Raw genomic sequence first — 24236 nt, 5'->3', positions numbered from 1 at the left:
ATAAATTATTCAAAGATAGAAATGATTTTTACTCTCTTTGGTTTTTACGATTAAAAAAAAATTGTAGATTTGCTAAATACCATTAATAACTTTTTAATTAAAAACATACTATGTTAACATTCATTCTTATTGCAGTTGCAGTGATATTAGTAACAATTGGCTTGGTTAAGTTAGTTGATAAATTTATACCTTCTAAGTTTAAACCTATTTTAAACATAGTCTTATGGTTATTAATTGCCTTTTTAGGTTATCAAACTTATATGTCTATTTACGAACCAATACAATTTAACAAAGTAAAAAATAAACGTTACGCAGAAGTTATTAAAAGTTTAATTGATATTAGAGATGCCGAACTTGCTCATAAACAAGTAACAGGAAAATTCACTGATAATTTCGATAACTTAATTAAATTTATTGATACCGCTAAATATACTATTACACAACGTCGTGATTCTAGTATTATTGATGTGGAATTAACAAAACGATATGGTGTGGATACCACAAAAGATATTGTAATTATTGATACATTAGGTTTTGAGTCTGTAAAAGATTCATTATTTAAAACCTCAAGTCGTTATAAAACTATGATGAATGTACCAGGTGCAGAAGGTGAAAAATTTAAACTGCAAGCTGGATTTATAGAGCAAAATGATATAAAAATACCTGTATTTGAAGCTTCAGTTTTAAAAAATGTTATTCTAGCTGATCAAAATAAAGATCTTGTTGCACAAGAAAACCAAGTAGTATCGGTAGACGGTGTTAATGGTGACAAATTAAAAGTAGGTTCAATGGACGAAGTTAAAACTATCGGAAACTGGCCAATAACATATGGCTCTGCAGAATAAAAATTATAATAAACTAAATAATATAGAATTGTCCATTCAAATAAGCTTGAGTGGACTTTCTTTTTGTATACTAAATCGTGATTTAAACACAATCACTTTTCTAAAAGAGGTCCATTTTGATAAAAAACTAAATCCTTTAGAACTTTTAGATGCATTAAAAGAACAGTTTAATACAGAAAATGTTTTAAATGATACATTTTCGAATACCTACGTTATACACGATAACGATTTATCTTCACTAGTACCAAGACCATTGTTTAATGAAGATTTTTTAGCAGACTATTTAAAATTTAACTCTAAAATACTTAAGTCTGATTTTATAACTTTTGATGAGCTTTTAATAAATGACAGTATTAATGTATATGTGCCCTACATTAATGTAAATAACTTTATTTATGAAAAATTTGGGACATTTACTTACAAACATATTTCTACTATTTTAATTAGTGATATTTTGCTAATCGAAAAAAACATAGAAGCAACAAAAGTTTATATTAATGTTAGCAAAAATCATTTTGAAATAATTATAGTTTCCCAAGGAAAACTTTTGCTTTACAATACTTTTAAACACAATACCAAAGAAGATTTTATTTATTTTATACTCTTTACTGCCGAACAATTAAAACTTAACCCAGAAACACTAAATTTGGTTTTAATTGGTAATATTAAAAAAGATGATGATTTATATAACATAGCTTATAAATACATTAGAAATATTAGTTTTGGTAATCGTAAAGATTCTTATACATATAATATCGAACCTGAAGCTGAATATTCAAATTTTGCTTTAATAAAAAGTTTTTAATGCGCATTATATCAGGAATATACAAAAGCAGAAAAATAGTTGCACCAAAAAATCTACCTGTGCGACCAACCACAGATATGGCCAAAGAATCCTTATTTAATATTATCAATAATCTTTATTATTTTGATGATATTTCTGTGCTAGATTTATTTGCTGGAACAGGTAATATAAGCTACGAATTTGCTTCAAGAGGTACAGAGCAAATAACTTGTGTAGATCAAGATTTTGGTTGTATTAAATTCATAAACCAAACCGCAGAATCTTTTGAAATGCCAATTCAAACTATTAAAAGTGATGTATTTAAATTTTTAGAAAAATCTAAAATACAAGCCAATATTATTTTTGCAGATCCACCTTATAGTTTTTCTGAGGAGCAATTTGCTAAAATTCCAGAATTAATTTTTCAAAATAACCTGCTATTAGAGGATGGTTTACTTATAGTTGAGCATTCAAAACATACAGATTTGTCAAAACTAAGCAACTATAGCTATTCTAAAAGCTATGGAGGTAATATGTTTAGCTTCTTTGAATGAGCTAATATAATTTTATTTTTATAATTACTTTTTTTTCAATACATTAGACATCTCCTTAAGAGTCCCTTACTCTATACATAATTTACTCTCAACAAAAAAAGCAACCTTTTCTTGTGTTTATTTATGGCTTAGTTTGAAAATAAATTTCAAACTTTAAAGTAAATAGAATTTTTCTATTAATATTTTTCTAAATAACAAAAAACTTTTACCAACTAAAAGCATTATTAACCAACCTTTTTTTAACCAAAAACCCTTCTTAAATAATTTAAGAAGGGTTTTTTTATGGTAAAGTAAATCTATAAGCCGAATTCTGTACTCAAAAAGAGCCCTTATCATTTATCTGAGTGTATTGTTACCAATACACTTTAGCTGCCTACCCTCCAACAATCGAGCGTGCAGCCCTCAAACGTTGGTATACATGACATTGCACCACATAGAGTTTACCTGGTTTCACTACAGCATGACCTGTACATACTTTCTGTTGCACTTTTCCTAGCCTCACGACTGGTGGTTATTAGCCACTATGTTGCACTTTGGTGTCCGGACTTTCCTCCACTTATTTTAATAAGCAGCGATAAGGCGATTTACTTGAACGCAAAAGTACATAAATTGTTAATAACTCCTATCAAATTCTGTGTTCTGAATTCTAAATTATGGATTGAATTTTTAACTTTGTTATCTCAAGAATTATCAATGGAACACTTTGTAGTATCGGCAAGAAAATACAGACCGCAAACGTTTAAAGACGTTGTTGGCCAGCAAGCTATTACAAACACTTTATTGAATGCTATTGAAAACAATCATTTAGCTCAAGCCTTGTTATTTACAGGACCACGTGGTGTTGGAAAAACAACCTGTGCACGTATTTTAGCTAAAATGATTAACAGTGATGGATCTGAAACTGGTGATGAAGACTTTGCTTTTAATATTTTTGAATTAGACGCCGCATCAAACAATTCTGTTGATGATATTAGAAATTTAACAGATCAAGTTAGAATACCACCACAAGTTGGAAAGTATAAAGTCTATATTATTGATGAGGTACATATGTTATCTCAAGCGGCTTTTAATGCCTTTTTAAAGACTTTAGAAGAACCACCAAAACATTGTATTTTTATACTTGCAACTACAGAAAAACATAAAATTATTCCAACCATCTTATCACGTTGTCAAATTTTTGACTTTAAACGTATTACTGTTAAAGATGCAAAAGAATATCTTAAATACATTGCCGAAGAACAAGCTATAAAGGCTGATGATGATGCATTGCATATTATTGCACAAAAAGCAGATGGCGCTATGCGTGATGCACTTTCTATATTTGATAGAGTTGTAAGTTTTTCAGGGAAAAATTTAACTAGACAAGCTGTTACCGAGAATTTAAACGTGCTTGACTATGAAACTTACTTTGAAAGTACAGACCTTATTTTAGAAAATAAAATTCCAGATTTACTTCTTCAATTTAACAATACACTATCTAAAGGTTTTGATGGTCATCATTACATTGCAGGTTTAGCATCACATTTTAGAGATTTATTAGTAAGTAAAACGCCCGAAACTATAGAATTGCTTGAAGTTGGTGATCAAACCAAAGAAAAGTACCTAAAACAGTCTAAAAAGACTTCGCAGGAATTTTTAATGCAAGGTATAAATCTAGCAAACGATTGCGATCTCAAATACAAAACTAGTAAAAATCAACGCTTACTTGTTGAATTATGTTTAATGCAGCTTGCCTCTATCACTTTTGATGGAGAAAAAAAAAATAGCAAACATTACATAATACCTGCTTCTTACTTTAAAAATAAAGGTATTACCCCTATTCCTGTAAACATACCTAAACCTAAAGAAAATAGTAATGTCGCTTCCGCGGAATTAAAAGAAGAAAAACTAAAAATATCTACAGCTTCCAAAACATCCAATATAGAAGCTTTTCAAGTAAAAGAGCCACCAAAAATTGTTTTAAAACAAGAAACTAAAAGAACATCTGGGCTTTCGTTAAGCAGTATAAGAGCCAAAAAAGAGCATCTTATAAAACAAATGGATGTTGTTATTGATGAAGAAGATTTACCAAAAGAGGCATTTACAGAAAACGAACTTATTTCAACTTGGAATAATTATATTGAAGAAATAAGAAAAAAAGGAAAACATAACTTAGCCTCAATTTTATCTATTGATACTCCAAAAGTTACTAAAACTACAATAAACTTAGTGTTTCCAAATGAAACCAATAAAATTGAAGTTGAACGCCAGCAATATGATCTTTTATCTTATATTAGAAAATCTTTAAATAATTATGAAATAAGTTTATCCATTACTATAAACGAGGTTATGGAAAAACAATATGCTTATTCTACCATTGAAAAATTTGAAAAATTAAAGGAGAAAAACGCCAATATTGACCTTTTAAGAAAAGCTTTCGATTTAGATGTTTAAAAAACTATATATGAGTAAGTTATTAATTTTAGTTTTGTTAACTATTGCATTTGTAAGTTGCGATGGTAGAGATAGAAAATATAAAAGTAATGTACAAGTTTTACAAGAAACTAACTTGTTAAGTTCTTTTAAAGAAAAGGTTGAATTTATTCCTAAACAGCATATTCAAATTGTAACTGATACCATTTTAAATAATGGTTTTGAAATTAAAATAAAATATAATTCTGTTGAGAATAATTCCATTGTAAAGACCATAAAAACTAAAAATGACACAGTAACTCAAGTTCATTATAAAAACTTTGAAGCCAAACTACAAGTTATTAGAAATGGGGAAATTATAAATGAAAGTATTATTGATAAAAACCTTTTTAATCAATTTGAAACTAACTTGTTTTGGGAGAATTCTATTATGCAATATGTTTGGATAGATTACAATGCTTCAACAGAAAGTGAAATTTATTTAAACACATCTTTCAACATTCCTGAAACCGAAACTTATAAGGATTTTATTATAAAAATTGATAAATACGGGTCAATTCAAATTAAAGAAAAAACTATTTCTGCAAATATTATATAAATCATGCTAGGACTTAAACTTCCCACAGACCCTAGATGGGTAAATATTGTTGAGAAAAATATTGAAGAAATATTAACAGATCATGCGTTTTGTGAGCAAAAAGCAACTAGTACAGCTATTTCGCTTATTGTTAGTTTTCCTGAATATTCTGAGTTGGTACAAGAAATGACAGCTTTAGTAAAAGAGGAAATAAGTCATTTTAAAATGGTGCATGATATAATTTTAAAGCGTGGATGGGTTTTAGGAAGAGACAGAAGAGATGATTATGTTATTGAACTTCTAAAGTTTTTCCCAAAAGGTGGTAGCAGAACAACGCAATTGGTGCATAGATTGCTTTACGCAGCTTTAATTGAAGCTAGAAGCTGTGAACGTTTTAGACTCCTTTCTGAAGAATTACAAGATAAAGAATTGGCTACATTTTACAGAAATTTGATGGTAAGTGAAGCTAACCATTATACAATGTTTTTAGGCTTTGCCCGTAAATATGGAAATAAAAAAGAAGTTGATGTAAAATGGCAAGAACTTCTTGTATATGAAAGTGAAATTATGAGTAATCTAGGAAAAAACGAAACTATACACGGTTAAAATTTATAACCAACACCTAATTGAAGGTTCGTGTTTTTAGCTTTAATTCCTAATTTATTATCAAAAATATTACTAAATCCGTAAGTGTATCTAGCATCTAAAAATATGGCGTAATTGATTTTATAATCAATACCTGCAACACCCGAATAAGCAAAGTTTCTTATACCATCTTCATATTTATGTACTTTCAATCCTACTTGTGGTCCAAAACCAGCATGTATTTTTTCACTTAATCTAAATCTTAAAAAAATTGGTGCTTGTATATAATCTAAGTTTAAAACTTCTTCATTAGCACCTTCAGCAGAAAATTGAATTTCTGGTACGACTGATATAGTTCTTGATAAGCCTATGTTAGCAAAAAAACCAATATAAATACTGTTTCTATGTTTGTTTTCAGCATTAGAAGCTCCATCAAAATCTAAATTAGAAATATTGTAACCACCTCTAACACCATATTTTACACCTTGAAAAGTTGTTGATTTTGGTGATTCCTTATAGTTGGTTTTTTTTACTTTTATAGAATCTTTATCTTGAGTAAATCCATGTAGTGAAAATCCAAATAGTATTGCTAATAGTAATATTTTATTCATAATTAATAGGTTTGGGTATAATTTTAAATTATGTAGTTACGAATATATATGATAATATTAAAAATGTACAATTTTAAAAGGTGAAGTGCACAATTTTACTGTGTATTACTAGAAACAGTATCGTAATAGATGCTTTTAATTATACCATCTGCTAATCCAATTTTAGGAACATATATATTTTTTGCACCACTCCATTTCATAGCAGAAAGATAAATACGCATAGCAGGAATAATAACATCGGCTCTATCTTGGTTTAAGTCTAACTCGGTAATACGCTCTTCGTATGAGTAGGTTTGTAACATATTATAATAAGATGTCATGTAAAAAAATGTAAGAGGCTTTCCTATTGGTTTTCCTGATATTTTGAATATTTTGTTAATATTCCCCCCAGAACCTAATACATCTATTTTTTCGTAGCCAAAAACATTAGATCTTATCCAAACTTCTAATTCTTGCCAGGTTTCTTTTTTAACCATATCGTTAAGAAGCCTAACTGTTCCTATTTTAAAAGATTTTGAAGTTACTTGATTTCCTTGATGAATTACAGTAAACTCGGTACTACCACCACCTACATCAACATACAAATACGTTTTATTTGCGTCAATAAATTTATTTAAATCGGTTGCAGCAATTATTGCAGCTTCTTCTTCACCTCCAATAACGTCAATACTAATACCTGAATGCTCTAAAACTAAATCTACAATTTGCTTACCGTTTTGAGATTCACGCATTGCTGAAGTTGCACAAGCTTTATATTTAACAACTTTATGCGATTTCATTATTAACTTAAATGCTAGCATGGTATCTAACATACGTTGTGTGTTTTCTTTAGAAATTTTGTTTTTTATAAAAACATCTGCTCCTAAACGAATTGGCACACGAACTAAAGAGTTTTTTTTAAATTGAACAGGTTTCCCTTTTTGTTCTATTATGTTTGATATAAGTAGTCTTACAGCATTTGAACCTATATCTATAGCTGCATATTTTTTTATTGAAAGCATACTAGTTTTCTAATTTTTTAATGTAATAATCGTAAATAGCAAACTGAGATCTTACTTTATCTTTATTATCAATTCTGTATTTGTTTTCTTGAGAATCGTTTAATAATCTAGCTTTTACATTATCATTCCAACTAATGTTAAATGTATCTATAATTTCTTTTTTAATATCATCATCATAAATAGGACAACTTACCTCTACTCTATTCTCAATATTTCTTGTCATCCAATCTGCAGAAGAAATATATAATTTCGCATCAGCGTCCTGACCAAAAATATAAACTCTAGAGTGTTCTAAAAATTTATCAATGACACTAATGACTTCAATATTCTCACTCATGCCTTCTACTCCTGGAATTAAACAGCAAATACCTCTAACAATCATTTGAATTTTAACTCCTGCTCTACTAGCTTCGTAAAGTTTATCAACCATTGTGTAGCTAGAAACACTATTCATTTTCAATCTAACAAGTCCTTCTTTTCCGTTTTTTACATTTTCTATTTCTTTATCTATTAGTCTAAAAACAGATTTTTGAGTGTAATGTGGAGAAACAATTAAATGTTTATATCGATAAATTTTATAATTGGTTTCAAAAAAACTGAATATTTTATTTACATCTTTTAATATTTTTTGACATGATGTGAATAATGTATAATCTGTATAAAGTTTTGCTGTAGATTCGTTAAAATTACCTGTACTTATAAAACCATATCTTTTAATTTTTCTATCTTCTTCTCGCTCAATAACACACATTTTGCTATGTACTTTTAGTCCTGCAACACCAAAGATTAAATTAATACCTTCATCTTCCATTTGTTGAGCATAATCAATATTTGCTTGCTCATCAAACCTAGCACGGAGCTCTATAGATACAGTAACAGATTTACCATTTATAGCAGCATTTATAAGTGAACTTGCAATATGAGAGATTTCTGCAAGACGATAAATAGTTATTTTTATTGTTTTTACCTCTGGGTCTAATGCTGCTTCTCGCAAAAACTTAACAACATATGAAAAAGTTTGATAAGGCGCGTGAAGTAAATAATCCTTTTTTGCAATGGCTTCAAAAATACTGTCTTGTAAACTAAGTCCTTTTATAGGTAAAGCTTCAATTTTATCATACATTAAATCTGTTCTTCCTAAGCTTGGAAAACCCATGTAATCTCTTCTGTTATGATAACGACCACCAGGTATTATGCTATCTGTATTATCAATACCCATTTTAGACATTAAATATTGTAGCGTTTCTTGGTCTATTTTTTTGTCGTAAACAAATCTTACTGGCTCTCCTATTTGCCTATGTTTTACGCTATCAGATATTTTTTCAATAAAACTTTTACTTAAATCACTTTCAAAATCTAACTCACCATCTCTGGTTATTTTAACCATGTGAGCTGATATACTTTTATAATCAAAAATGTTAAAAATATCACCTAAACAATGACGAAGTAAATCGTCTATCATTATTATATAACTCTTATCCCCTTCTTTAGGTAATTCTACAAATCTATCTATTGATTTTGGAATTTCTATTAAAGCAAATTGCTTTTTATCATCTGCCATTTGCATCCTAACAGCCAAATAAGCAGCGCTATCTTTTAAATTTGGAAGTATAACAGAATCATTAAGAATGATTGTCACCAAAGCGGGACTTATTGTTCGTAAAAAATAGTTTTTTATAAAATCATGCTGCACATTATTAATATGTGTTTCATTGATTATATATATGTTTTCTTTTTCTAATCTTTTATGAATAGTTTTTAAAATTTTTAAACTCTCACTTTGTTGTTCAATTACAATTTGAGTAATAATTTCAAGTAATTCCTTCGCTCTAATGCCACCAAGCTCGCTTTTCCCTCCTTTACCTGCTTCAACAATACGTTTTACTGTGGCATATCTTACTTTAAAAAATTCATCTAAATTATTTGAAAAAATACCTATAAACCTTAGTCTTTCTATTAAAGGAACTGTTTCATCTGAACCTTCTTGCAAAACTCTTGCATTAAACTGAAGCCAACTTATTTCTCTGTTTACATAACTATTACTTATAGTTTCTGTTTTTATCATTTAGATGCTTTTAAATTTTAATTACCAAACAAATATATTCTATTTGAGCTTAATTATAGGTTAAAAAATTGATATGAATTTGCCAATTGATTACAAAAACTTCAAAATAAAAAAATTATTACTTTAAATCTCTTGGGAACAAAGTTTTTATTGTTTCCCCTTGTTTTAAATCACTCCAACTTTCAATATCAAAATCAATAATAGTTACACCACATGTTGGTACATTATCTATATAAAGGTCTCCAAAAGTATTTACAAAAGCTGTTATAGCATGATTATGTCCAAAAATCATGAGATTATTAATTGAATCATCACATGCTTTGATAACCATTGTAAGATTACTTCCAGAAAAATCATACAAATCATGGTTTAAATAAAAAATATCTTTATCAATATTTAAATTAGAAACAAAAATATTAGCCGTAGTCTTAGCTCGCATAGCATCACTAGATAAAACTAAGTCTAAATCTAATTTATCTTCTAGTAATTTACTAGAAATCAAATTAGTGTCATTTAGCCCCCTATTATTAAGAGGTCTTTCATGATCAATCACATTATGTTCCCATGAAGATTTTGCATGTCGAACTAAAATTATTTTTTTCATATTCCATCGATTAAACGTTTAAATTTATCGATTAAACGTATTTTTAATCGATAAATTTCATTTTATTTGTTATTAAATTTAATTAAAAAAATGTAATTATTATTCTAAAACAATATTCATATTGATTAAGAATACATTATATAATTACCGCTATAAAGTTTATAATAACGATAAATTTATACAAAACAGCTTTTAATCGAATATATAAGTGATTTACCATTTATTTTTGAACAAGTAATATGATATGTTTTTTTTTGCTGTACCTACAATATTTAAATTATGACCCTAAATCAAAAGTTAACATTTAACCGTAGCATTATAAAACAATGCTTATCCCTCCTGTTTTTTCCCTCAAAAAACTGTTCATGTCTTTTAATTAAAAATCGTAATGCTAGTTCAATATAGTTTTTACTAATACTGCGACTTTAATATTTATAAAGTTTTATTAAAATTTAATTTTGCCATAAAATGAAAAATAAATACGATTGTATTTCATTAATAACTATAACAAAAACAATTATTATAGTTGTTTTTGCTACTTTTTCGAATTTGATAACTGCTCAACTTGGTGTTCAGGCTCCCTCAATTCGAACCGGAGTAGAATTTCAATGGGCAGATACCCAAGCTAACAATAGTAATCCTGCGACAATTCAATCTATCACAATTGATGATAAATTATATAATACTTTTGTGGTTCCATCGAGTTATGAAATGACAAGATTGGGTCCTGATGGTAATGGAGCTAACCAAATTAAAGAAAATAGTGCTACCCCAGCTGGTAATAGTGGTGTTTCTAACTGGAATAGTTTAGCTTTATCTGCTTTCCAAGATCAAAACTTAAATCATTATTTTACAGCAAATCCAAATGGCTGGGATTTTTGTGGCAATTTTAATGCTGCAAATGATCCACTTAGTACAGCACAATTAGCACAAAAACAAACAATCTTTTATAATCCTTCAATTCCTTCAAATACGGGTGGTGTATTAGCCGTTACTGAAAGAGGGGGAAACAACTGCTTTTATATTGAAGTATGGGGTATTCCTTTAGGTGGTGGATCTGAACAAAAACTAGGTGATACTTTTGTTAGAACTAGTGGTAATTATTATGATACTACTCCTGGTGCTCCAAATCTTGGCTCTGATTATTGGAAATCAGGACGTAAAAATGAAAACGGGCAAACTATATCTATAGGTTTGTTTTATTTAAATGACTTAGCGCCAACTGGTTCTAGCATTACAAGAATTGTATTTGTTGGATCATCAAGAGATCATGGTGACGGGAAGTTTTTTTTACTACAAAAATATGCTGTTGATCAACAATTAATAGAGTGTTTAGATGAAGCTTATAATGGTGATTTAACTATTCAAAATAATGCTCCAGAGAATTCAGCATATACACTAATTGATCCTCCTTCTAATGTTGGAGAATCTTTTATTTTAAATACTGATGGAACTTATACTTATACCCCATCTCCTGGTTTTACAGGTGATGTAACATTTAGCTATCAATTATGTCTACCTTTTCCTAATGAATCTGTATGCGATTCAGGAAAAGCTACTTTATCATATGTAGATTACCCTCCTACACCGACCTTTAATATAGGTTGTAATTCAACTAATGATAATTTTTCAATTACAGTTACTAGTCCTTTAAATACTAATTCTAATCAATATGAATATTCAATAGATAATGGACTTAATTATCAAACAGATACCACATTTACAGGTCTAACTGAAACTTCATTTTCATTAACAGTAAAAAACACATATACAAATTGCGACAGAACATCAACAACTAGCGTAATTATTCCAGATAATTTAGAACTTACTGGAACCATAATGGATGATAATGTTGTGTGTAAATCTGACCCTAATGGATCCATTAATATAAGTGTTTCTGGTGGAACACCTCCTTATTCTTATTTATGGAGTAATTCTGCAGTTTCAGAAGATTTAGAAAATTTAACTGCTAATACATACACAGTAGTAGTAACGGATTCAAATGGATGTTCAATATCAGATGACTTTGAAATTACTTCAACTTCTGATAATACTGATCCATCAATAACAGTTCCAAATGCCTTAGATGTTGTGGGATGTGATGAAAATAGCATTACGTCAGCAAATTCAAGATACCCATTTAACACAACTCAATCAAACAATATAAAAGATACATTTACAAGTACTGGTTACAGTGCAAATGATGATAGTGAAAGTACCATTTTAAGTATAACTTATATTGATATTGTTACACCAAATACAAGTTGTCCTTTAGTAGTAACTAGACGTTATACAATAGAGGATATTTGCGGAAATTCAACAGATGCTACACAAACTATTTCTGTTTTAGATAACATTGATCCTACAATTAATACAGTAGCTAGTAACAAAACTGTAGAATGTGATGGAGATAATTCAGCTGAGTTAATTGCTTGGTTAAGTTCAAATGGTGGCGCAACTGCTTCTGATAATTGTTCGTCTATTACTTGGTTAAATGACTTTACAGATTTTGTTTCAACTTGTGGTGCGGCTGGATCTGGTTTAGTGACTTTTATAGCTACAGATGAATGTGGTAATGAATCATCTACATCAGCTAGTTTTATTGTAGTAGATACAACTCCTCCTACATTAGTTGGTGTACCTGATAATATTGATGTTGAATGTACAAATATACCACCTGCTACTGAAGTAACAGCCACAGATAATTGTAGTAGAAATACTTTAAATGTTGCTTTTACAGAAACTAGAGAAGACGGAAGTTGTGCTGGTAATTATAAATTAATAAGAACTTGGACAGCTACTGATGATTGTAATAATTCTGCTAGTAAATCACAAACTATTAATGTTACTACTCCTTCCTTAGTGATTAGCGATGTCCAAAATCTAACAGTAAACGCTTGTGATTATTCAGATCAAGCTGCTTTAAATACGGCCTTTGAATCTTGGATTGCTGGCTTTACTGTCTCTGGAGGGTGTAACCCACAAGCTACAGGTATTAGTGGATTAACAGCTCCTGATTTATGTGATGGTGGAGCTACTGTTGTAACCTATAATGTCACTGACTTATGTGAGTCTGGGCAAGATACTGCGACCTTTACGGTAACTAAGCCTGCTGCCTTAGTGATTAGCGATGTGCAAAATCTAACAGTAAATGCTTGTGATTATTCAGATCAAGCTGCTTTAAATATGGCCTTTGCATCTTGGATTGCTGGCTTTACTGTCTCTGGAGGATGTAACCCACAAGCTACAGATATTAGTGGATTAACAGCTCCTGATTTATGTGATGGTGGAGCTACAGCGGTAACCTATAATGTCACTGATTTATGTGAGTCTGGTCAGGATACTGCAACCTTTACAGTAACAAAGCCTACAACCTTAGTAATTAGCGATGTATCTAATGAAACCATAGTCGCTGGAACTTATACCACTCAAAATGATTTAGATGCTGCTTTTGCAACTTGGTTAACGAATTTCACTGTAAGGGGTGGTTGTAACCCACTAGGGCAATTTGCAACAACATATACTGCTCCTGCTTTATGTGGTGGATATGTTGATATTCAATATAATGTTACCGACTTATGTGAGTCTGGTCTAGACATAGCAACCTTCACTGTAGAAGGCGCTGATGCATTAGTCATTAGTGATGTACAAAATCTAACAGTAAACGCTTGTGATTATTCAGATCAAGCTGCTTTAAATACGGCCTTTGAATCTTGGATTGCTGGCTTTACTGTCTCTGGTGGGGTAACACCTAACGGTCAATTTGCTGCAACTTACACTGCTCCTGCTTTATGTGATGGTGGAGCTACTGTTGTAACCTATAATGTCACTGACTTATGTGAGTCTGGGCAAGATACTGCGACCTTTACGGTAATTCCACCTACCCCCATTGTTTTTGATCAACAAAACCTTCCTATTGATGTAATAGATATTGAATGTAATGAGGTGCCAGAAGCTGAAGTTCTTACTGCTTCAACAAGTTGTGGAAATGTTAATGTTATCTATGCGGAAATTAGAATTAATGGAAAATGCCCTTCTTATTATGAATTAAAAAGAACATGGACAGCAATTGATGAGTGTGGATTAAAAGCAATACATACACAATCAATTACAGTTCAAGATACAACGCCTCCAGTACTTGATTTACCTGTAAATCTAACTGCTCAATGTAGTGATGATTTATCACCTATAATTTTTGGTACAGCTACAGCTACAGATAATTGTGATTCTAGCCCAATTGTAGCATTTAATGATGTTAGAACAGATGGTGCTTGTTCTGGAACTTATACTATAACACGTACTTGGACAGCTACAGATGCTTGTGGGAATATTGCCACTGCGAATCAGATAATTTCAACATCAGATACAACTGCACCAGATTTTGACCAAACTACACTTCCTGAAGATATTGTTGTTGAATGTAATGCTATTCCAACTGCAGAAATATTAACAGCTACCGATAATTGTGGAAATGCAGTAGTAACAGTTGAAGATGTTAGAACAGACGGAAATTGTGATTACAACTATACAATTAAACGAACTTATACTGCTACTGATGATTGTGGGTTAACAAAAACACATATTCAAACTATAACAGTACAAGATACTATACCTCCTACTTTTATTGAAACAACACTTCCTGCGGCTAACTTAGTTGTTGAATGTGATAGTATTCCAGCCCCTGAAACTTTAACAGCAACAGATAGTTGTAGTTCGGCTTCAGTAACTGTAAGCGATACTAAAACTGATGAAAGTTGCCCAAATAGTTATAAATTAATTCGTACTTGGACAGCAACGGATGAATGTGGTCTAACAACTACTCATACACAAACTATAACTGTTAAGGATACAACTCCTCCTACATTTGATCAAACCCCTCCAAGAGATGTAACAGTTGAATGTGATAATATTCCTGATGTTACCACAGTAACAGCTTCTGATAACTGCGGTAATTCTGTAGTAAGTGTAAGTGATGTTAAAACAAATGGAAACTGTCCTTCAAATTACTTTATTGCACGTACTTGGACGGCTACTGATGAATGTGGGTTAACAACAAAACATACACAAATTATAACAGTACAAGATACTAAGGCACCAACGCCTAAAACAACTTATGATGAAACATTAGATGTAAGTTGTACAAACATCCCTGATGCGCTTGAGTTAGAATTTGAAGATAATTGTTCATCAAATATTACTGTAATATTTAATGAAACAAACTTATTTAATGAAAATGTATTTGAAGACTATCAAATAATAAGAACTTGGACTGTTAGCGATGAATGTAATAATGAAGCTATTTATACACAAACGCTAAATGTAACTCTAGATGAAATATACTCAGAAATAGTCGCTGAAGATAGATGTTATGATGAAGGCATTGTAAATCTAAACAACTTAATATCTGATACACTAAATACCACCGGTACTTGGGAATTATTAGAGGGTAATCCAACTGCAGTTCTTAATGGTAGTATTTTTGATCCTACTACACTTGAATTAAGTGAAGATTTCTTACCGGGTAGTGGTGGAATAAATTATAGATTTAGGTACACAACAACAAATGATGGTTGTATAAGCATCACAGAAGTTACTATGAATGTACATGCAGATTGTGTGGTACTACCGTGTGGTGAAAATGATATAGTAATTTCTAAAGCAATAACACCTAACGGAGATGGCTATAATGAAACATTTGACATTGAAGGAATTGATTTATGTGGTTTTGTTGCCGAGTTAAAAATATTTAACCGCTGGGGAGCTTTAGTATACGAATCTAATAACTATACATTAGGTAGTATTAAAACTTCTGGTGCAAAAGGAGATTGGGATGGATCTTCACCATCATCATCAATTGGTGCTTCTGGTAAATTACCAAACGGAACATATTATTACATAATTAAATTACGAAATAGTGGATTAAGTCCTTTAACTGGACCAATTTACTTAGGAACCAAATAATATTAACCTATGAAATTTATAAAACATAACATAATTGCTATTGCATTGTTTAGCTGTACAGTTGGAATTGCGCAACAATTACCGCAATTCACACAGTATATGTATAATACAATCTCTGTAAACCCTGCATATGCTGGGAGCCGAGAAGCTTTAAGCATTGTTGCTCTGCATAGAAGCCAGTGGGTTGGTTTTAAAGGTGGTCCTATAACACAGACACTTTCTATACACACACCTTTAAGAAATGATAGAATTGGTTTAGGTTTATCTTTTATTGAAGACGATTTGGGACCTCAAAATTTCACATATTTATACGGTGACTTTTCATATTCATTACCAACAGGTACAGATGGTAAATTGGCCTTTGGTTTAAAAGCAGGATTTACACAATTTAGTTTTGATACTGATTTTCGTTCAGATCAATCTAATATAAACGATCCATTAATTTACGGTACAGAAGATAGATGGACACCAAATATAGGTGCTGGTATTTATTGGAGTACCAATAGAATATATGCCGGTTTATCAACTCCAAGAATATTAAATAATGATACAAGCAATAAAAGTGATTTTAAAGCATTAGAACGTATTAGTTATTATTTTACAGCTGGAGGTGTTATAGATTTGAGTAAGTCAGTTAAATTTAAACCTGCTGCATTAATAAAAGCAACTAATGGTGCTCCTATTTCATATGATCTAACTGCAAATTTCTTATTTAATGAAAAGTTTTGGTTAGGTGGATCATATAGAATTAATGAGCAAACAGCCGCTATTGGAGGTATTGCAGATTTTCAAGTGTCCAGACAATTACGTATAGGTTATGCTTATGAAAAACCAATTTCAGAAATTGCAGATTACACAACCGGTACTCACGAAATATTACTTATTTACGAGTTTAAATTCTTAAGTTCTAAATTAAAATCGCCAAGATATTTCTAATATAGTTTTCAATGAAAAATAAAAATTACATATTAGTTTGTATTGCATTAATGCTAAGTTTTTCAGTGTTTTCTCAACAAGGAAAACAAAAAAGAGCCGATACTTTATTCAATAAATTTTCATTTATAAAAGCTGCCAAAGTTTATAGAGAGCTTATAGATAATAATTACAATAAGGATTATGCAACACGGCAACTTGCAGATTGTTATGCTTTTTTAAGAGACCCAAGAAACGCTTCTAGGTATTATAAAAATGTAGTTAATCAAAAAAATGTTCCTGTAGAATATTATTACAAGTATGCGCAATCGCTGCGTGGTATTAAAAAATATGAAGATTCTCAAGTTTGGCTTCAACGTTATAAAGATTCTGGAGGTGTTGTAAATGCTAATGATTTTTCAAAAGACATCAATTTTATAACTAGTGTTTTTGGGGCAAAACAGCAATATTTTTTAGATAGGGTTCGCTTTAACTCAAAGTACAGTGATTTTGGAGCTTTTGAACAAAATGGCAAAGTCTATTTTGCCTCTTCTAGAGATGAAGGTGTTGCCATAAAACGAGTATATGGCTGGAATGAACAACCTTTTTTAGATGTTTACGTTACTGATGTTAACTCCAAAAAAAATGCAGATCATACCGATAAAGTAAAAGGTGAAGTCAATTCAATTTATCATGATGGACCAGTAACCATTACTAAAGATGGTAAAACCATGTATTTTTCAAGAAATAACTTTAATGAAGATATTGAGGTTAAAGACAAAAAAGGATTAACCAATATGAAAATTTACCGTGCTACTTTAGTAGATGGTGAATGGACAAATATTGAAGATTTACCAATTAATGGAGATAACTTTTCAACTCAACATCCTGCTTTAAATATTGATGATACAAAGTTATATTTTGCGTCAGATAGACCTGGAACTAAAGGAGGTTCAGATATTTGGGTTATAAATATTTATCCAAACGGCACGCTTTTAGATATTGAAAACCTTGGAGATGTTGTAAATACAGAAAGTGCAGAAGGTTTTCCATTTATAAATAATGAAGGTGTTTTATTCTTTTCTTCAGATGGTCATACAGGTTTAGGCTTATTAGATATTTTTGCCACTATAAAAGGTGAAGAAGATGAAGAAAGTATTGTTGATGTTATAAACCTTGGTACTCCAGTAAACTCTAATGCAGACGATTTTTCTTTTTCTATGAATCCAAATGGAATTACAGGCTATTTTGCCTCAAATCGTCAAGGTGGTCGTGGTAGTGACGATATTTATGCATTTCATAGAGTTTCTATATTAAATGTTGAAGGCGTTGTAACAGATGCTATTAATTCAAATCCAGTACCTAATGCCAAAATCACTTTGTATGACAAAGACAACAACCAAGTTGCTTACATGGAAACAGATGAAAATGGGTATTATCAAATAAATATTGATAGAAATCAAGATTATAAAATTGTTGCAAGTCAAGATAAATATATAGATGATTACCGCACATTTACATCAAAAAATATTCAAACAGAACTTATAACAATTAATGCTAACCTGTTATTAAATCCAGAGCCTGATGTGGTTAAGCTAGCCAATTTAAATACGGAGAATTTTGATTATGAAAAAAATCAAGTTGATGGCGATTCCACAAACGTAAAAAATTCGCAACTCAACCCTATTTATTTTGATTTTGAAAAGTATAATATACGTAAAGAATATGCTTTAGAATTGGATAAAATAGTGAAACTAATGACGGTTGATTATTCTGAAATGGTTATTAGAATTGAAGCTCACACAGATTCTCGTGGAACTACAGAATATAATGATAGACTATCATACAATAGAGCCAAATCAACCTATAACTATTTAATTTCAAAAGGTATAAACCCATCAAACATTGAATCATATATAGGTTATGGAGAACGTAAATTAATTAATGAATGTGCAGATGGCGTAGTCTGTAAAGAAGAACAACATCAATTAAACAGACGTACCCAATTTATTGTGGTTAAAATGGAATAGTACAAGATTTTTTAATTAAAAAAGACCCCATGAAATTAAAAAACTATATCATAACAAGTATCATACTAATCATTAGTTTTATTACCTCTGCTCAAAATGGTGCACTAAAAAAGGCCGATAATCTATTTAATAAATTTGCTTTTGTTAATGCTGCAGAAGCTTATCATAATCTTATAGATAAAAACTATAACGCAGACTATGCTACTAGACAGTTAGCCGATAGTTATGCTTTTATGAGAAACCCTGATAGTGCTGTAATATATTATGAAAAAGCAGTAAAACAACAACATGTACCTGTTGAATATTATTATAATTACGCACAGGCATTAAGAGGGGTTAAAGATTATCAAGCGTATCGTGTTTGGATGAAGCGCTTTAAAAATGAAGGTGGCAAAATTAATGACGAAGCTTTTTTAAAAGATTCCGATTTTATCAATTCTATCTTCAATGCTAAACAACAGTATTTTTTAAACGATGTAAACTTCAATTCAAAATATAGTGATTTTGGAGCCTATGAGCATAATGGAAATATTTATTTTGCGTCTTCACGAGATAATGGTGTTTCAACAAAACATGTTTATGGTTGGAATAATGAACCTTTTCTTGATATTTATGTAACAAACAAAAGTGCTAATGATACTATTGTAGATCATAAATCTAAATTAAAAGGCAATATTAATTCGGTTTACCACGAAGGACCTCTTACCATTACTAAAGATGGTAAAACCATGTACTTTACTCGAACCAATTTCACTAAAAATATTTTAGGAAATGATGAAGAAGGTATTACTAATCTTAAAATATATAAGGCATCTTTAGTTGAAGATAAATGGAAAAACATTGAAGAGCTTCCTTTTAATGGTAACGATTTTTCAAATGGACATCCTGCATTAAACGAAGATGAAACCAAATTATATTTTGCTTCAAACAAGTTTGGAGGTTATGGCGGATCTGATATTTATTACGTAGATATTAATAATGATGGTTCTTTTGGAACACCACAAAACTTAGGAAATGTTGTAAATACAGATAAAAATGAAAAATTCCCATTTGTAAATAGTGAAGGGGTTCTCTTTTTTGCTTCAGATGGACATCCAGGATTAGGCTTATTAGATATTTTCGGAACCGTTGCGGATAAAAACAACAAAATTATAAATGTTTTAAATCTTGGAGTGCCAGTAAATTCTAGTAAAGATGATTTTTCATTCTTTATGAATTCTGATGGGTTATCGGGTTATTTCGCTTCAAATAGAAATGGTGGTATTGGTAGCGACGATATTTATGCATATGATAGAATTCCACAATTAAAAGTAGAAGGTACAGCAACAGATATTATAACAAATGAGCCAATACAAAATGCCGTGGTAACTTTATTAAGCACAGATGGTAACGACATTGCCTTTGTTGAAACAGACGAAAATGGTTATTATGAAATGATTATTGATAGAGATGCTGACTATAATCTTAACATTAAAAAAGATAATTATATAGAGAGTAGCAAACCTGTAACATCAAAAAATATTGAAAGGCATACTAAAAGTATTATTGCAGATTTTGAACTGAATGAAGATGTGAAGAAAAAAGAAGTCATTCAAATTGCAGAGTTTTATCCTATATATTTTGACTTTAATAAATCTGATATAAGAAAAGATGGAACTTCAGAACTAGATAGAATTGTTGGCCTTATGGTGAATAAATATCCAAATATGACTATTAAAATTGAGTCTTACACCGATTCTAGAGGACCATCAGAATACAACGAAAAATTATCTAAGGAAAGAGCTATTGTTGCTTATAAATATCTAGTTGATCATGGTGTTAATCCTGAAAGGATTACTGAATATAAAGGTTTCGGTGAACAGAATTTAGTAAATAAATGTGATGGCACCATAAGATGTACCGAAAAAGAACATCAACAAAATAGACGTACTCAGTTTATTGTTATCAAAATGGAATAATAACGTCGTAAAATTTTAAAATTTCTGCAAACAAAAAAGACCTTTTATAAAGGTCTTTTTTGTTTATTATATTAAGATAAAATTACTTCAAATACTCAAAAACATTGTCTTCAATACGTTGTTGTATATTACTAACATCGCCTTTAACAAATTCTTCTCCAGTAATATTTTCGTAAAGTTCAATATAACGTTCACTAACTGTTGCGATATATTCATCACTCATAAAAGGTACGGTTTGTCCTTCTAGACCTTGAAAATTGTTTGCTATTAACCATTGGCGTACAAACTCTTTACTTAATTGTTTTTGTGACTCTCCATTTTCTTGGCGTTGTTTATAACCTTCTGCATAAAAATAACGCGAAGAGTCTGGTGTGTGAATTTCATCAATTAACACTATTTTACCATCTTTAGTTTTACCAAATTCATATTTAGTATCCACTAAAATTAATCCTCTACTTGCTGCGATTTCGCTTCCACGTTTAAAAAGTTTACGAGTATAATCTTCTAAAACTAAATAATCTGTTTCACTAACAATACCTCTTTTTAAAATATCCTCACGTGAAATATCTTCATCATGGTCTCCCATTTCTGCTTTTGTGGCAGGCGTAATTATTGGATCTGGAAACTTATCGTTTTCTTTCATACCTTCTGGCATAGGTACGCCACAAAGTAAACGTTTACCTGCTTTGTACTCGCGTGCAGCATGACCAGACATATAACCACGAATTACCATTTCAACTTTAAACGGTTCACATAAATGCCCAACTGCTACATTAGGATCTGGTGTGGCGGTTAACCAATTAGGCACTAAATCTTGAGTTGCTGCCATCATTTTTGTGGCAATCTGATTTAATATTTGACCTTTGTATGGAATACCTTTTGGCATTACCACATCAAAAGCTGAAAGTCTGTCTGTAGCAATCATTACTAATTGCTCATCGTTAATATTATATACTTCTCTTACTTTTCCTTTGTAAACACTTTTTTGGTTTGGAAAATTGAAATTTGTGTCTATTATGGTACTACTCATTACTCTCTATTTTCAATGCTTTTATAAGCTTCAATAACACTTTTAACCAATTTGTGACGTATCACATCTTTATCGTCTAAAAATATCATTCCAACACCTTCTACATTCTTTAAAATCAATAAGGCTTCTTTTAATCCGGAAATGGTTCTGCGTGGTAAATCTATTTGACCAGGATCTCCTGTTAATAAAAACTTCGCATTTTTACCCATACGTGTTAAAAACATTTTCATTTGGGCATGTGTTGTATTTTGGCCTTCATCTAATATAACAAAAGCATTATCCAATGTACGACCACGCATAAAAGCTAAAGGTGCTATTTGTATGGTGCCATTTTCAATATAAAGTGCTAATTTTTCTGGAGCAATCATATCACGTAACGCATCATAAAGTGGTTGCATATACGGATCTAACTTTTCTTTTAAATCACCTGGTAAAAAACCTAAATTCTCCCCTGCTTCAACTGCTGGTCGTGTTAAAATAATACGCTTAACCTCTTTGTTCTTTAAAGCTTGTACCGCTAAAGCCACACCTGTATAAGTTTTTCCTGTTCCTGCGGGACCTATAGCAAAAACCATATCGTTTTTTCGCATAAGCTCAACCATTTTGCGTTGGTTTGCCGTTTGCGCTTTAATAAGTTTTCCGCCAACACCATGCACAATAACTTCTCCACTTTGTTTTGAAGTGGTATAATCATCGCTACTTTGGCTTGTTAAAACACGCTCAATAGTATTTTCATCAAGTTTGTTGTACTTAGCATAATGTTTTAATAACATGGTGATACGTCGATCAAATTCTTCAAGTAATTCTTCATCACCAAAGGCTTTAATCTTATTACCTCTTGCTACAATTTTAAGTTTTGGAAAGTATTTTTTTAGTAGTTCAATGTTGGTGTTTTGTTCTCCAAAAAACTCTTTTGGAGTAATCTCTTCAAGTTCAATTATGATTTCGTTCAAAGGCGTAAGTTTTATTTTAAAGTTTCATTTGATTAATTGAAATTTATACTTATTCAGACCAAATGATTTATTAGTTTTGTGTGAAACTCAAAAATACATAAATTTGGGTGACCTTTTACTAAAAACATATCAACAATTTTGCCAATGGCGATAATAACATTAACCACCGATTTTGGTGAAAAAGATTACTTTGCTGGTGCAACTAAAGGTGCTATTCACAGTGAACTACCTGATGTTCGAATTGTTGATATCTCACATTTAGTATCGCCTTTTAATATTCCTGAAGCAGCATATATTATTCAAAATGCCTATAGTAGTTTTCCAAAAGGTACTATTCATATTATTGGTATAGATTCTGAAATAAATGCAGAAAATAAACATATTGCTGTTAAATTAGATGATCATTATTTTATTTGTGCAAATAATGGAATTATGAGTATGATTTGCTCTGAAATTGCTCCAGAAAAAATTGTTGAAATTAATATCCACGATAAAATACAAACCAGTTTTCCTGTATTGGATGTGTTTGTAAAAGTAGCTTGCCATATTGCTCGTGGTGGTACATTGGAAGTAATTGGTAAAAACATACCAGAAATAAAACCAATAAAAAACATAGTGCCATATGTAAATGATGATAAAACTCAAATTATTGGCAGTATTATATACATTGATAATTACGGAAATGTAGTAACTAATATTAAGCGTAACTTTTTTGAAGCCATACAAAAAGGACGTAATTTTGAAATTTCTGCACGTAACTATACGTTTAAAAAAATACATCAAAAATACAGTGATATTGTAAACTTTGAAATTCCTGAAAATAAACGACACGATGAAGGTAGAAAATTGGTAGTTTTTAATTCGGGTAATTTTTTAGAAATTGCAGTTTATAAAAGTAATAGCGATACTGTGGGTAGTGCATCTACACTATTAGGCTTAGGTTTAATGGATTCTGTTAGTGTTCACTTCATACCATCTTCCATCATTCCTAAAGGAATGGAGATACCTCAGGATTATTCAAAAGCTAGTGACTATTAATTAAAAAGACATCAATTTATGATAGTAAGAATAGTTAAAATGGGATTTTACAAACAGAATATAGAAGCCTTTCTTTCTAATTTTGATGTAACTAAACAAAAAATTAGAAATTTTGAAGGCTGCCTGTTTTTAGAATTATATAGAGATGTAAATGATCCTACGGTTTTTTTTACTTATAGCTATTGGGAATCTGAAGAAGCTTTAGAAGGTTATAGAAAATCTGAACTATTTAAAATGGTCTGGTCTAACATTAAACCTCTTTTTAGTAAAACAGCAAAAGCCTGGAGTGTTGAAAAATTTGAGACTTTAGATTAAT

The 24236-nt window shown here is 30.5% G+C and carries 18 protein-coding genes and 1 other RNA gene; 12 read left to right on the top strand and 7 right to left on the bottom strand.

Features of this window, described 5'->3' with window-relative positions; all coding sequences use genetic code 11:
• The first annotated feature begins 110 nt into the window (after positions 1–110).
• Genes BT151_RS07035 through rsmD form a run of 3 tightly spaced genes read left to right on the top strand, consistent with a single transcriptional unit; the run spans position 111 to position 2183 of the window.
• Positions 111–845 carry a hypothetical protein gene (locus BT151_RS07035; RefSeq protein WP_171946621.1) on the top strand — a complete coding sequence of 245 codons (735 nt, stop codon included), beginning with the start codon at positions 111–113 and terminating at the stop codon, positions 843–845.
• A 28-nt stretch (positions 846–873) separates the two neighbouring features.
• Complete coding sequence (locus BT151_RS07030; RefSeq protein ID WP_245794755.1) at positions 874–1650, top strand: DUF3822 family protein; 777 nt, start codon at positions 874–876, stop codon at positions 1648–1650.
• A complete protein-coding gene (gene rsmD / locus BT151_RS07025) occupies positions 1650–2183 on the top strand; it encodes a 16S rRNA (guanine(966)-N(2))-methyltransferase RsmD (RefSeq protein ID WP_072401102.1) in 534 nt (177 codons plus the stop codon). Before BT151_RS07030 ends, rsmD begins: the two co-directional genes overlap by 1 nt.
• A gap of 283 nt (positions 2184–2466) precedes the next feature.
• Here rsmD and rnpB read toward each other — a convergent pair.
• An RNA gene (gene rnpB, locus BT151_RS07020) (RNase P RNA component class A) lies at positions 2467–2774 on the bottom strand.
• Positions 2775–2876: 102 nt separating this feature from the next.
• Here rnpB and dnaX point away from each other — a divergent pair.
• From dnaX to miaE, 3 genes are read left to right on the top strand one after another with little or no spacing between them, the layout of a single operon-like run.
• A complete protein-coding gene (dnaX, locus tag BT151_RS07015) occupies positions 2877–4616 on the top strand; it encodes a DNA polymerase III subunit gamma/tau (RefSeq protein ID WP_072401101.1) in 1740 nt (579 codons plus the stop codon).
• 10 nt (positions 4617–4626) lie between these two features.
• On the top strand, positions 4627–5193 hold the full coding sequence (locus tag BT151_RS07010) for a hypothetical protein (RefSeq protein WP_143144273.1): 567 nt from the start codon (positions 4627–4629) through the stop codon (positions 5191–5193).
• Positions 5194–5196: 3 nt separating this feature from the next.
• Complete coding sequence (gene miaE / locus BT151_RS07005; RefSeq protein WP_072401099.1) at positions 5197–5778, top strand: MiaE family protein; 582 nt, start codon at positions 5197–5199, stop codon at positions 5776–5778.
• Here the strand turns inward: miaE and BT151_RS07000 are convergent.
• The 4 genes from BT151_RS07000 to BT151_RS06985 all read right to left on the bottom strand — a co-directional run bounded on the left by BT151_RS07000 (position 5775) and on the right by BT151_RS06985 (position 10038).
• On the bottom strand, positions 5775–6368 hold the full coding sequence (locus BT151_RS07000) for a porin family protein (protein ID WP_072401098.1): 594 nt from the start codon (positions 6366–6368) through the stop codon (positions 5775–5777). The genes miaE and BT151_RS07000 overlap by 4 nt on opposite strands.
• Positions 6369–6463: 95 nt before the next feature.
• Entirely contained in the window at positions 6464–7369 is a 906-nt protein-coding gene (locus tag BT151_RS06995) for a Ppx/GppA phosphatase family protein (RefSeq protein WP_072401097.1), read from the bottom strand.
• A 1-nt stretch (position 7370) separates the two neighbouring features.
• Positions 7371–9434, bottom strand: coding sequence for a polyphosphate kinase 1 (gene ppk1, locus BT151_RS06990; protein ID WP_072401096.1), 2064 nt, complete (start codon positions 9432–9434; stop codon positions 7371–7373).
• 118 nt (positions 9435–9552) lie between these two features.
• Positions 9553–10038, bottom strand: coding sequence for a SixA phosphatase family protein (locus BT151_RS06985; RefSeq protein ID WP_072401095.1), 486 nt, complete (start codon positions 10036–10038; stop codon positions 9553–9555).
• 468 nt (positions 10039–10506) lie between these two features.
• Between BT151_RS06985 and BT151_RS06980 the strand changes: the two genes are divergently transcribed.
• From BT151_RS06980 to BT151_RS06965, 4 genes are read left to right on the top strand one after another with little or no spacing between them, the layout of a single operon-like run.
• Positions 10507–15999 (top strand): T9SS type B sorting domain-containing protein, encoded by a 5493-nt coding sequence (locus tag BT151_RS06980; protein ID WP_072401094.1) that lies wholly within the window; start codon positions 10507–10509, stop codon positions 15997–15999.
• A gap of 9 nt (positions 16000–16008) precedes the next feature.
• A complete protein-coding gene (locus BT151_RS06975; protein WP_072401093.1) occupies positions 16009–16935 on the top strand; it encodes a PorP/SprF family type IX secretion system membrane protein in 927 nt (308 codons plus the stop codon).
• 11 nt (positions 16936–16946) lie between these two features.
• On the top strand, positions 16947–18941 hold the full coding sequence (locus tag BT151_RS06970) for an OmpA family protein (protein WP_072401092.1): 1995 nt from the start codon (positions 16947–16949) through the stop codon (positions 18939–18941).
• Positions 18942–18970: 29 nt separating this feature from the next.
• A complete protein-coding gene (locus tag BT151_RS06965) occupies positions 18971–20899 on the top strand; it encodes an OmpA family protein (RefSeq protein WP_072401091.1) in 1929 nt (642 codons plus the stop codon).
• An 82-nt stretch (positions 20900–20981) separates the two neighbouring features.
• On the opposite strand, the gene BT151_RS06960 is transcribed toward BT151_RS06965, so the two are convergent.
• Both BT151_RS06960 and BT151_RS06955 read right to left on the bottom strand, forming a co-directional pair.
• The gene (locus BT151_RS06960) at positions 20982–21929 is read right to left on the bottom strand and encodes a phosphoribosylaminoimidazolesuccinocarboxamide synthase (RefSeq protein ID WP_072401090.1); all 948 of its coding nucleotides are present in this window, start codon (positions 21927–21929) and stop codon (positions 20982–20984) included.
• Positions 21929–22882, bottom strand: a complete 954-nt coding sequence (locus BT151_RS06955) for a PhoH family protein (protein ID WP_072401089.1) — start codon at positions 22880–22882, stop codon at positions 21929–21931. The genes BT151_RS06960 and BT151_RS06955 overlap by 1 nt, the downstream gene beginning before the upstream one ends.
• A 144-nt stretch (positions 22883–23026) precedes the next feature.
• Here BT151_RS06955 and BT151_RS06950 point away from each other — a divergent pair, with 144 nt between their 5' ends.
• Together BT151_RS06950 and BT151_RS06945 are read left to right on the top strand one after the other, a co-directional pair.
• A complete protein-coding gene (locus BT151_RS06950; RefSeq protein ID WP_072401088.1) occupies positions 23027–23920 on the top strand; it encodes an SAM hydrolase/SAM-dependent halogenase family protein in 894 nt (297 codons plus the stop codon).
• Positions 23921–23938: 18 nt separating this feature from the next.
• The gene (locus BT151_RS06945; RefSeq protein WP_072401087.1) at positions 23939–24235 is read left to right on the top strand and encodes a putative quinol monooxygenase; all 297 of its coding nucleotides are present in this window, start codon (positions 23939–23941) and stop codon (positions 24233–24235) included.
• The last annotated feature ends 1 nt before the right edge of the window (position 24236 follow it).

The organism is Flaviramulus basaltis (genome assembly GCF_900114265.1).
GTDB classification, from domain to species: domain Bacteria; phylum Bacteroidota; class Bacteroidia; order Flavobacteriales; family Flavobacteriaceae; genus Flaviramulus; species Flaviramulus basaltis.
The sequence above is the reverse complement of the archived record's forward strand: the minus strand, read 5'-3'. Positions and strand labels throughout refer to the sequence as shown.